At 60.8% G+C, this 11,322-nt stretch carries 12 protein-coding genes; 11 read left to right on the top strand and 1 reads right to left on the bottom strand.

Features of this window, described 5'->3' with window-relative positions:
• The 5 genes from rsmB to WB402_RS09655 form a co-directional block, all read left to right on the top strand.
• Positions 1-1,290: 16S rRNA (cytosine(967)-C(5))-methyltransferase RsmB (rsmB, locus tag WB402_RS09675; RefSeq protein WP_424207311.1), on the top strand; the 1,290-nt coding region annotated here is incomplete at its 5' end.
• Entirely contained in the window at positions 1,268-1,837 is a 570-nt protein-coding gene (locus WB402_RS09670; RefSeq protein ID WP_424207309.1) for a DUF4390 domain-containing protein, read from the top strand. The genes rsmB and WB402_RS09670, both read left to right, overlap by 23 nt.
• Entirely contained in the window at positions 1,819-4,206 is a 2,388-nt protein-coding gene (locus WB402_RS09665; protein WP_424207307.1) for an ATP-binding protein, read from the top strand. Before WB402_RS09670 ends, WB402_RS09665 begins: the two co-directional genes overlap by 19 nt.
• Entirely contained in the window at positions 4,203-5,570 is a 1,368-nt protein-coding gene (locus tag WB402_RS09660; RefSeq protein ID WP_424207305.1) for a sigma-54-dependent transcriptional regulator, read from the top strand. Before WB402_RS09665 ends, WB402_RS09660 begins: the two co-directional genes overlap by 4 nt.
• Positions 5,571-5,572: 2 nt before the next feature.
• Positions 5,573-5,884 (top strand): tetratricopeptide repeat protein, encoded by a 312-nt coding sequence (locus WB402_RS09655; RefSeq protein WP_424207303.1) that lies wholly within the window; start codon positions 5,573-5,575, stop codon positions 5,882-5,884.
• Between the two features lie 341 nt (positions 5,885-6,225).
• On the opposite strand, the gene WB402_RS09650 is transcribed toward WB402_RS09655, so the two are convergent.
• Positions 6,226-6,645 carry a hypothetical protein gene (locus tag WB402_RS09650; protein ID WP_424207301.1) on the bottom strand — a complete coding sequence of 140 codons (420 nt, stop codon included), beginning with the start codon at positions 6,643-6,645 and terminating at the stop codon, positions 6,226-6,228.
• 647 nt (positions 6,646-7,292) lie between these two features.
• Between WB402_RS09650 and WB402_RS09645 the strand changes: the two genes are divergently transcribed.
• The 6 genes from WB402_RS09645 to WB402_RS09620 form a co-directional block, all read left to right on the top strand.
• On the top strand, positions 7,293-8,210 hold the full coding sequence (locus WB402_RS09645; RefSeq protein ID WP_424207299.1) for an EamA family transporter: 918 nt from the start codon (positions 7,293-7,295) through the stop codon (positions 8,208-8,210).
• Positions 8,211-8,357: 147 nt separating this feature from the next.
• Complete coding sequence (hemW, locus tag WB402_RS09640) at positions 8,358-9,554, top strand: radical SAM family heme chaperone HemW (RefSeq protein WP_424207297.1); 1,197 nt, start codon at positions 8,358-8,360, stop codon at positions 9,552-9,554.
• Positions 9,551-10,060, top strand: coding sequence for a peroxiredoxin family protein (locus WB402_RS09635; RefSeq protein WP_424207295.1), 510 nt, complete (start codon positions 9,551-9,553; stop codon positions 10,058-10,060). Before hemW ends, WB402_RS09635 begins: the two co-directional genes overlap by 4 nt.
• 5 nt (positions 10,061-10,065) lie before the next feature.
• A complete protein-coding gene (locus WB402_RS09630) occupies positions 10,066-10,563 on the top strand; it encodes a DinB family protein (protein ID WP_424207293.1) in 498 nt (165 codons plus the stop codon).
• Between the two features lie 3 nt (positions 10,564-10,566).
• The gene (hemJ, locus tag WB402_RS09625; protein WP_424207291.1) at positions 10,567-10,986 is read left to right on the top strand and encodes a protoporphyrinogen oxidase HemJ; all 420 of its coding nucleotides are present in this window, start codon (positions 10,567-10,569) and stop codon (positions 10,984-10,986) included.
• Positions 10,987-11,105: 119 nt separating this feature from the next.
• The coding region (locus WB402_RS09620; RefSeq protein ID WP_424207289.1) for a TolC family protein at positions 11,106-11,322 on the top strand (217 nt) is incomplete at its 3' end.

Genomic DNA, 11,322 nt, shown 5'->3' with positions numbered 1-11,322 from the left:
GTGGCGGCAAAAGTGTTGGAGCAGGTGGTTGTCCATTCACGCTACCTCGATACCGCTCTGGCGCAATCCCTGGCGACACTGCCGGATAAGCAAAAAAGCGATGCGGCGCTGATCCAGGAGATGGCCTATGGCGTGCTGCGGTGGTTCCATCAGCTGGATGCCATTGCCTCGGTCTTCATCGATAGGCCCCTCCACGAAAAAGATCGGGATATCCATATGCTGTTTATGGTTGGACTGTATCAATTGCGGCATATGCGTGTGGCCCGGCACGCGGCGGTGACCGAGACGGTGGAAGCAGCTACGGCACTGAAAAAAATCTGGGCGAAAAATTTTCTCAACGCTTGCCTGCGTTCTTATCTACGGGAGGAAGCGCGCGCTCAGGCGGCCGTCGCCGCCAGTCCCTCGGCCCGCTTCAGCCATCCGGCCTGGCTCATCGAGGAAATCCGCCGCGACTGGCCGGACAGCTGGGAGGCCGTGCTGACCGCCAACAACGAGCGCCCGCCGATGGTGTTGCGGGTCAACCGGCGCCGGCAGACTCGCGATCAATATCTCGCGCGCCTCGCGCAAGCCGGTATCGCTGCCAAGACAATGCCGTTGACCGATACCGCGGTGTTATTGGACACGCCCGTGGCCGTGAGCGAGCTGCCCGGATTCATCCAGGGCGATGTCTCGGTGCAGGACGCGGCGGCGCAATTCGCGACGGTGCTGCTCGACGCCCAACCCGGCGAGCGCGTACTCGACGCCTGCGCCGCGCCCGGCGGCAAAACCGGCCACTTGCTCGAGCATACGCCGGGGCTCGATGAACTGGTGGCGCTCGACCAGGAGCCGGCGCGCGTGGCCATGATTGAGGATAATCTCGCGCGTCTGCGCCTCGGCGCGATGATCATCACCGGTGATGCAGCGAACCCGGCGAATTGGTGGGACGGGCGGCCGTTCGACCGGATACTCGCGGATGTTCCGTGCTCGGCGACCGGGGTGATCCGCCGCCATCCCGACATCAAGCTGCGGCGGCATCCCGAGGACCTGCCCAAACTCGTCACAACGCAGGCACGTCTCCTCGAGGGACTGTGGCCCTTGCTCAAGCCCGGAGGTAAGCTTCTGTACGTGACCTGTTCGATCCTGGCGGTAGAGAACGAAAAACAGCTGTCGGCGTTTATCTTGCGTCATCCCGAGGCGCGGGAGGTCATGCTGCCGATGAGCGCCGGGCGGGCGCGGGCGGTGGGAAGACAGATTCTGCCGGGGGAAGCGGGCATGGACGGTTTCTATTATGCGTGTATCCGTAAAAATTGACTGGCGGCAATTCGCGCTGGCGGCGCTCGCACTGGCATTGCTCGGCGAGGCCGCGGCAGACTTCAAGATCGCGGACGTACAGCCGAAATTCGCCGAGCAGTCGCTGACCTTCGCCGGCAATCTCGAACTGGGCCTGAGTCCCAGTGTGGAAGAAGCGCTGGCCAAGGGTATTCCGCTCGAAGTAGTCATCGACGTCCGCCTGTATCACCAGCGCCGTTACCTGTGGGACAAGAAAATCGCTTCCTGGACGCTCCGTCGCCGCATCCAGTATCACGCGCTCTCGGGCCAGTACCTGATCAGCGCAGGTGAAGGCGAGGCAGAAACGCGGGAAAGCCTGCTCACCCAGCAGGAGGCACTGAAGCAGCTTGGCTCCCTGAGCGACCTCAAGCTCTCGCTTCCGGAATCGCCGTCCGAAGGCGCTTATTCCGCCGACATCCGCGTGAGCCTCGACATCGAGGCCCTGCCCACGCCACTGCGGCCGGTGGCTTATACCTCGTTCTCCTGGCATCTCAACAGCGGATGGACCTCATGGAAAGTAGCTCGCTGAGAAGCGGGGCGGGGACGCCCCGTCAACGGACCGAAGGATGGAACCGCTATGTCACCCGCTACGTTACCGGCGTGACGCCGCTGGCGGTGCTGTCGGTGCTGCTGATCGCGGCATTCATCATGATGAATGCCGCCGCCCAGAACTCGGCGCTGTTCGGGCAGATGTATTCGGTGTTGCTGCTCGTCAACATCCTCGGCGTGGTGCTGCTGATCGCACTGATCCTGCTCAACCTGTTTCATTTCATTGAGCAGTACCGCGCGCGCGTGATGGGCACGCGGCTGACGCTGCGACTGCTGGTGATGTTCGTCATGCTCGCGGTGCTGCCGGTGTCGGTGGTGTTCTTCTTCTCCATCCAGACGCTCAATCGCGGCATCGACAACTGGTTCGACGTGCGCATCGAACGCGCGCTCGACGACGCGTTGCTGCTGGGGCGCACCGCGCTCGACGCACAGAAGCAGGACTTGGTGAAAAACACCCAGGAAATGGCCTTGGAACTGGAAACCCTGCCCGTGAAGCCAAAAATCGGCGGGCTGCGCTCGGAACTGACCCTGCTCAACGCGCTGCGCGAGCAGTACAACATCACCGAACTGACGCTGTTCACCCAGGACGGCAAAATCATCGCCTCGGTGAGCGAGGCCAGCTTCGAGCCCGGGGCGCTGATCCCGGATCGACCGAGCGACGCGGTATTCACACAGGTGCGCCAGGGGCAGACCTATGCCAATCTCGACGCCATTGGCAAATCCGGCCTGCGCCTGCGCGTGGTGGTGCCGGTGCGTACGCGCGACGTCGGTGCACCGATGCGCGTGTTGCAGGTGCTTCAGGCGCTGCCGCCGCGCTATGCCAAGCTCGGCGAATCCGTGCAGTCGGCATTCGCCGAATACGAAAAACTCGTGTACCTGCGTGGCCCGCTCAAGTTCGGCTTCACGCTCACGCTGTCGCTGATCGCGCTGCTCACGCTGCTGATCGCGGTCTGGGCCGCGATCTTTTCGGCGCGGCGGCTGTCGGCACCGATCCGGGAACTTGCCGAAGGCACACGCGCCGTGGCGCAAGGCGATTACCAGAAGCAGATTCCCGTCACCAGCCACGACGAAATCGGCATCCTCGTCGAGTCGTTCAACGACATGACGCGCCGCATTCATCGCGCGCAATCACAGAGCAATCGCAGCCAGCAGGAAGCCGAGATCCAGCGCGCCTACCTCGAAACCGTCATGGGACGCCTGTCCTCCGGCGTGCTCACGTTCAACCAGCGTCTATTGCTGCGCACGCACAACCCGGCGGCGAGCCAGATTCTCGGCGCTGAGCTCAAGTCAAGCGGGCGCAAATCCCTGGCCTGGCTCACGGAACACTATCCGGCCCTGCAACCGTTCACCGAGGCGGTCGAACAGGCCGCGGCGGCCGGCCAGGCTGAATGGCAGACTCAGATTCAGCTGGCGGTGAATAATCGTCATCGCACGCTGATGCTGCGCGGCACGTCACTGCCCTCGTGGCGCGGCAAGCGCGGTGGATACGTGGTGGTGTTCGACGACATCACCACGCTCATTCAGGCGCAACGCGACGCCGCCTGGGGCGAAGTGGCGCGGCGCATGGCGCACGAAATCAAGAACCCGCTCACCCCCATCCAGCTCTCGGCCGAGCGCATCCGCCACAAGTACTTGCGCCAGGTGCCGGAAGAAGAGCGCGTAGCGCTCGAACGCGCCACGCGCACGATCATTGAACAAGTCGAAGCGCTTAAATCCATGGTCAATGACTTCTCCGAATACGCGCGCTCCGCGCAGATGCAGTCGCGCCCGGTGGACCTGAACAACCTGATTCGCGACGTCATCGAGCTGTACAAGAACGAACGCGGCCTCAGCACCGCCGGCGTGGTGCCGCTGCACCGCAACGACGACAAACCGGGCAAGGGAAAACCGCCGCGCAGCGTGGCGACCAAACTCAATCTCGACGCCGACCTGCCTCTGATCTCGGCCGATCCCGGGCGGCTCCGCCAGGTATTGCATAACCTGCTGCTCAACGCGCGCGAGGCGCTCACCGCCACACCCAAACCGATGATCAGCGTAAGCACTCGCGTGCTGACGGAGAACACGCATCGTTTTGCGGAATTGAAAATACAGGACAACGGCCCCGGATTCCCGGAGGCGCAGCTGGTGCGACTTTACGAGCCCTATGTCACCAGCAAGGAAAAGGGCACGGGATTGGGGCTGGCCATCGTCAAACGCATCGTCGAAGAGCATGGCGGCGCCATTCTCGCGGAGAACCTCAAGGACGGTGGCGCTTGTGTCATTATCCGCCTGCCGATCAGAGGCGCGGTGACGCTGTCCGCTGAAAAACCCTTGGCCCCTAAACCCGTGCGCGCGGAGACGAAGGCATGAACCCCGGTTACATCCTGGTGGTGGACGACGAGCCGGATATTCGCCGGCTGGTGCAGGAAATTCTCGAGGACGAGCACTACAAGGTGGTGACGGCGGAGAACGCCAAGACCGCGCGCGAAGCGGTGCGCAAGCAGCGTCCCGACCTTGTGCTGCTCGACATCTGGATGCCGGATACCGACGGCATCAGCCTGCTGCGCGAGTGGTCGCAATCCGGCAATCTCGAAATGCCGGTGATCATGATATCGGGGCACGGCACGGTCGAAACCGCGGTCGAGGCCACGCGCCTCGGCGCCTACGACTTCATCGAAAAGCCGCTGTCCATGGGCAAGCTGCTGGTCACCGTGGAACGCGCACTCGAAAACGACAAATTGCGGCGTGAAAACCTGCGCCTGCGTCGCCAGACCGAACCGGCCACCACGCTGATCGGCAAGAGCCTGCTGATGCAGCAACTGCGCAAGAGCATCGAGCGCATCGCCGCCACCGACGCCTGGGTGCTGATTTCCGGCGAAGCCGGCAGCGGCAAAGCGGTCGCGGCGCGTTACCTGCACGCGCACAGCGGGCGCAAGGATGCGCCTTTTGTCGAAGTGAGTCTGGCCGCGAGCGCGCCACAACAGGTGACTGCGCTACTCTTCGGGCAGGAACTAAAGGGCACGATCAAGCCCGGCAGTTTCGAACAGGCCGCGGGCGGCACCCTGCTGCTCAACGAGATCAATGACCTCGACAGCGCCACGCAAGCGCGATTGCTCGATGCGCTTGAACAGAAACACTTCATCCGTGTGGGTGGCCACGTGACGGTTGAGATGGATGTGCGCATCATCGCCGCCAGCGACCAAGACTTGCAGAAAGCAGTAGAGGATAAACGTTTCCGCGAGGACCTGTACTACCGCCTGAACGTCGTGCCGCTGCGCGTGCCGAGTCTGCGCGAGCATCACGAGGACGTGCCGGAGCTGATCAATTTCTACGTCAACTGGATGGCGGACAACGAACATCTGCCCTACCGTAAATTCACCACCGGCGCGCTCAACCTGCTGCGCAACTACTCCTGGCCGGGTAACGTGCTCGAGCTACGCAACATGGTGCAGCGGCTGCTGATCCTGAATCGCGGGGAGGAAGTAACCGAAGCCGAGGTCGAGCAGACCCTCGGCGCGCCGGCGCCGGTGTCGGCCGAGGCCTATCCGCCGACGCTCATGGAAATGCCGCTGCGCGACGCGCGCGAACAATTCGAGAAGGCCTATCTCGAGCATCACCTCAAGCGCACCGGCGGCAACGTCGCCGAAGTGGCGCGCATGTCGGGCATGGAACGCACGCATCTCTACCGCAAGCTCAAGCAGCTCGGCGTCAATCCCAAGCCGCCCAAGGAATAAGCATGGCGATCGTCGACAACCTGGAAGCCATGCTCGCGCGCGGCCAGGACAGCGCGCTGCTGCGTTACAGCCTCGGCGGCGAATATCTGAAACTCAACCAGCCCGACAAAGCTGCCGAGCATCTGCACAAGGCGGTGGAGAAAGACCCGAAATATTCCGCCGCGTGGAAACTTCTCGGCAAAGCGCTAACCGATGCGGGCCGCAATGACGAAGCGATTAAAGCTTACGAAGATGGCATCAAAGTCGCGGAAGAAAAAGGCGATAAACAGGCGGCGAAGGAGATGGCGGTTTTTCTTAAACGTCTGCAGAAATAGTCGAGCGGGCTTCGCCCGCAATCAACAGCTAATTGCGGGTGGCTCCGCCCCTGCACCCTGGGTGACTTTTCTTTGCACGCGCAAAGAAAAGTCACCAAAAGGAAGCGCGCCCCCGAGTCTGCGCCCGCAAACACCGCGGGTCCCCTCACCCCGTCGGTCGCCTCAGCGGGTGCGCATACGGCGCATCCCTGCGCCGAATGCGCACGCTCGCGATCCCTCGCTCGCCCCTTCGGGCCGGCCCTTCGGCTTCCCTCGGGGTTCGGCTTGACTCAGGGGGGTGGTTAGCACAACCATGCCAAAGTTATACGGCGGTTTTGAAATCGAATTTTAGTTGGGCGACATCAGAAGAGTCGCGGCTCCTTTTCGTTCAGGTTTGGATAGAAGTAGAAGTCATGCTTTGACCTCTTCAGCTCCGTGAATCTCCATTGCTTCATATAGTCCGGCAGCTTAACTAGTGCTTTCTCCGCAAGGCTTTCGCAGAAACCAACAGAGTAAATGAGCTGAAATATATGCTGTCCGTTAAATGAAATGATCAAATAATTGGGAACGTTTTCGATTCGGAAATGATGGTCCAGCGCGAAGCCATAGCTCCTCATGGAATGCACGATTCTGTTTCTGAATCGATAGAACAATGCTGAGTGAGTGAGATCGGTAAGCTTTAGGCCTGTTGGTCTAAGTTTTCTTTCGACATCGCCACCAAACCACGTTCCAACTGTTCCGACATCTACATCATTAGCAGCCGTGGCATGTTTACTAGACATCAACTTGTCTACCAAGTTGAATACTTTCTCTCAAACTGGCTCTAGGTTTGGAAGAGGGTGAATTCGCAGCAGCTGATATAGATGGGGAATACTGACAAAGTCTGCAAACTCCCACTTCAAATAGTCCTTGAGAAGCAAGTTGAATCTTTCTGTGTTGCTATAGTCTTCGCCGTAGATAGAAGCGGATATCGCGTCTAGTATCCCGACATACGACAGTATCTGTTGATAGACGGGCTTGGACTTTGATACCTCGTCGCCCCAGAACGCAGGCTTTACCCGTTCATCGAGCTTGAGGCTTTGTCAAATAGGTTCATTTTCAATATCAATCGGCTTAATGCTCAACGCCCTAGTCTTCAAGAACTGCAAGTTCAGGTCTTGAATATGCTCATAGATTCTAAATTCGAGATCGTCCATCTTAGACCTCTTGTCCGATTAGCTTCATTAAAATTGGGCAGTCTACCGTTAGCGTCTTGCAATAACGAGAGTGATATATCGCCTAACTCTTCCATCGAACGGACCTCCTACGGCCTCCGTCGGCTGCTCATGTCAACCATTAGGATTTTCTAAGCCCTCCTCTGTATAAATCCAAGCCGTGAGTGAAAACATAAATAGACACACGGGCAGTCCAGAAAAAGTAAAATAACAAAATGAAACACGATCCTGCCTGGCGCTGGAAAGTCATCATCGCCTTCACGGCAGTCTACATCATCTGGGGCTCGACCTACCTCGCGATCCGCGTCGGCGTGCAGCAATTACCGCCGGCGCTGTTTGCTGGCGCGCGCTTTGTCACCGCCGGCATCCTGCTCGCGCTCTACGCGCGCCTGAGCGGGCAGAAATTTCCAACCCATCTGCGCGAATGGCGCACGATCGCGATCACGGCGCTGTTCATGCTGGTGGGCGCGAACGGTCTGGTAGTGTGGGGCGAGCAGTGGGTGCCGTCGAACCAGGCGGCGCTGATCGTCGCCACCACCGCACTGTGGCTCGCGGGCTTCGGCACGCTGGGCGCGCACGGCCAGAAGCTCGCGCCGCGTACCGTGCTCGGGCTTGGCGTCGGTTTTTTCGGCGTCGCCATGCTGCTTCTGCCGGAAAACGGTTTCACATTGGATCATTTCTGGGCGCAGCTCGCAGTGCTGGGAGCCTGCCCGCTGTGGGCGGCCGGCTCGATGGTCGCCAAGCGCGGCCATCTCACTACGCCGCCGCTCATGGTCGCGGCCATGCAATCGCTGGTTGCCGGCGTCGTTTTTTGCAGCTTCGGGTTTGCCGCCGGAGAAACCTTACGCTGGAGCTGGTCGCCGACAGCGATGGTGGCGCTCGCCTATCTCATCGTCTTCGGCTCCTGCTTCGCCTACGCCGCGTACATCTGGCTGCTGCACGAAGTCAGTCCCTCGATGCTCGGCACTTATGCCTACATCAACCCGCTCGTGGCGGTGGTGCTCGGCTGGCTGGTGCTGCGGGAAACGCTCAGCGCCATGCAGATGGCAGGCACGGTGGTGATCCTGATTGGCGTGATGCTGGTGAGCATTTCGCGGCCCAAGGCGCTGGCAGCGCCGAGTCAGCGGACCTAGCAAAGCTTATTTGGTGCGCTTCGCTAACGCTCAGCACACCCTACAATAACCGCCAGCCGTTTTAGATTTTGTTGGGGTTCATTTCATTCACCCCAACCTACCAGGCCGCTGATATAATCGCGCTTCCCTCTTCGTCCGCATCCGTGCATGCTGAACTTCGCCTCGCTTCCGCCGCTGTCGCTGTACGTGCACATCCCGTGGTGCGTGCGCAAGTGCCCGTACTGCGATTTCAATTCGCACGAGGCGCGCAGCGATATTCCAGAACAGGAATACATCGACGCGCTGTTGCGCGACCTGGAGCAGGACCTGCCGCGGGTGTGGGGCCGGATCGTGCACACCATCTTCATCGGTGGCGGCACGCCGAGCCTGTTCTCGCCCGAAGCCATTGACCGCCTGTTGTCGGGCATCCGCGCGCGCTTGCCGCTCGATCAGAATATCGAGATCACGCTCGAAGCCAATCCCGGCACCGTTGAACTCGAACGCTTCAAGGGATTCCGGACGGCGGGCATCAATCGCCTGTCCATCGGCATCCAGAGTTTCGACGAAGAAAAATTGAAAGCCTTGGGCCGCATCCACGGGCGCGCGGAGGCGCTGCGTGCCGCCGAAGCCGCGCGCGCTGCGGGCTTCGACAATTTCAATTTCGATCTCATGTTCGGCCTTCCTGGCCAGTCGGTGGAACAGGCGTTGGCGGACATGCGCACAGCGATCGATCTTCACCCCACGCATCTGTCCGCGTATCAGCTCACCATCGAGCCGAACACGCTGTTTCATGCACGTCCGCCGACACTTCCCGACGACGACATCACCTGGGATATGCAAAGCCGGTTGCAGACCGAGCTGGCCACGGCGGGCTACCGGCAATACGAAGTCTCGGCCTATGCGCGGCCGGGATACGAGTGCCGGCACAATCTGAACTACTGGAAGTTCGGCGATTATCTCGGCATCGGCGCCGGCGCGCATGCCAAGATCACCGCCGCCGGCGATGCACAGGGATGTGCGAGTGCCGCGAGAGGTGGGATGCCGGGAGCGGCCATCACGCGCCTGTGGAAAGTGAAACATCCGAACGAATATCTGCGCACCGCCGGAATGCCCGAGAGTATCGGCGGCGAGCAGAAACTCTCGCGTCACGACGCGGCGGCGGAGTTCATGCTCAACGCGCTGCGCCTCGTCGACGGCTTTCCTTCGCCGCTGTTCCAGGAACGCGCCGGGCTGCCGATCTCGGCCTGCGAACCGGAACTGGCGCTGGCCGAAAACAAGGGACTGATCGAATGGGATACGCGGGCCATCCGCCCTACGCCGCAAGGCCGGCGTTTTCTGAACAACCTGCTGGAGCTGTTCGTGTGAAACGCCGCCTTGCCCTGCCCGCGATCCTGGCCGTGGCGGCCGCCATTGCCGTGAGCGTCGCCTTGCTGCTGCCGTCGTCGGCGCCGCCTCCAGAAACGGAATTCACTCTGCTCGACGGACGCCAGGTCACGCTGCGCTCGCTGCGCGGGCGGCCGGTGCTGATAAGCTTCTGGGCTACGACTTGTGGGCCCTGTGTCGAGGAACTGCCCGACCTCATCCAGCTGTACAACGCCTGGCACCCGCTCGGATTCGAGCTGATCGCCGTGGCCATGCCCTACGATCCACCGGCGCTGGTGCAGGAATTCACGCAACGCCGCGGCCTGCCGTATCCAGTCGCGCTCGACGTGCAGGGCAAACTGACCAGCGCCTTCGGCGGCGTGCCGTACGTGCCCGCCGCGTTTCTCATCGCGCCGAACGGAAACATCGTGCTGAACTCCACCGGCCGCTTGGACACCAGCAAGGCACGGCGTATCATTGAGAAATACCTGAAAGGAACGGCGTCCTGACCCCCATGAGGGATTATTTCATCGAGCAGGCAGACTACCAGCGCTGGGCCAGCGCCGAGCTTTTCAAATCCCTCGACTCCCTGAGCGACGAGCAGCGTCAGGCCGACATCAGCTTGTTCTTCCGCAACATCCACATGACCGTGGATCACATCCTGATCGTGACGCGCAACTGGCGCGCGCGGCTGGCAGGCGAATTCAGCAAGGTAACAAACGATGACGCGCCGCTCTACGAAAAGTGGGAGGAACTGAAGCCCGCGGTGCTGAACGAGTTCGCACAACTCAAAACCTGGCTCATACAGAAAAAGCCGGGATGGTTTCAGCAGATCATCGAATACCCCGGTTCCGACGGCGCGAAACGGCGCGTGTCGGTCAGCGATGGGCTGATCCACGTCATGACGCACGCCGTGCATCATCGCGGCCAGATCAGTGCGGCGTGCACACGCCTGCACGTGCCTAGCCCCGAGATGGATTTTCTGTTCTACCTCCGGCAGAGACAAAGCTGACCGATGCTCTGGGTCAAATCGCTGCACATCATTTTTCTCATCACCTGGTTCGCCGGCCTGTTCTACCTGCCGCGGCTGTTCGTGTACCACAGCATGATGGCGGCGACCGACCGGGAAGGTAACGAACGCTTCAAGGTGATGGAGCGCAAATTGTTCTTCGGCATCATGACCCCGGGCGGGATTCTCACCGTCGTCTTCGGGCTGTGGCTGTGGCTCGGTTACCCATGGAGCGGCCGCTGGCTGTACGCCAAGCTGGCGCTGGTGGCGGTGCTCATCGTCTACCACGTTTACTGTGGCAAGCTGATGCTCGATTTCAAGCATGACCGCAACCGCCACGATCATGTCTATTACCGCTGGTTCAACGAGTTTCCGACCGTGATTCTCATCGCGGTGGTGATTCTGGTGGTGGTCAAACCGTTCTGATTATTGACGGGTATCATTGATTTTTGGCCGCGGCGGCCGTATTTATCTACTTTAAACGCCGATAAAAGACTCACATAACCAGGAGGCATGGGGAGAAAGTAACCAACCTGGAGAGTCGCATGTATTACCGGATCATACCGGCCGCGCTGTTGTTGCTCGCATTCACCGCGAGTCACGTCGTCCGCGCCGAAACCTTCAGCCTGGAGCAGGCGGTCAGCCATGCGCTGGCGCATAACCCGGACCTGCTCGCGGTACAGGCGCAGAGCGCCGCGGCATCCGCGCGCACCCAAACCGCCGCTGGGGCGCGCCTGCCGAGCCTCGGCGTTTCCTACAGCG

This window comes from Sulfuricaulis sp., from assembly GCF_049587675.1.
Classification (GTDB): Bacteria; Pseudomonadota; Gammaproteobacteria; order Acidiferrobacterales; family Sulfurifustaceae; genus Sulfuricaulis.
The sequence above is the reverse complement of the archived record's forward strand: the minus strand, read 5'-3'. Positions and strand labels throughout refer to the sequence as shown.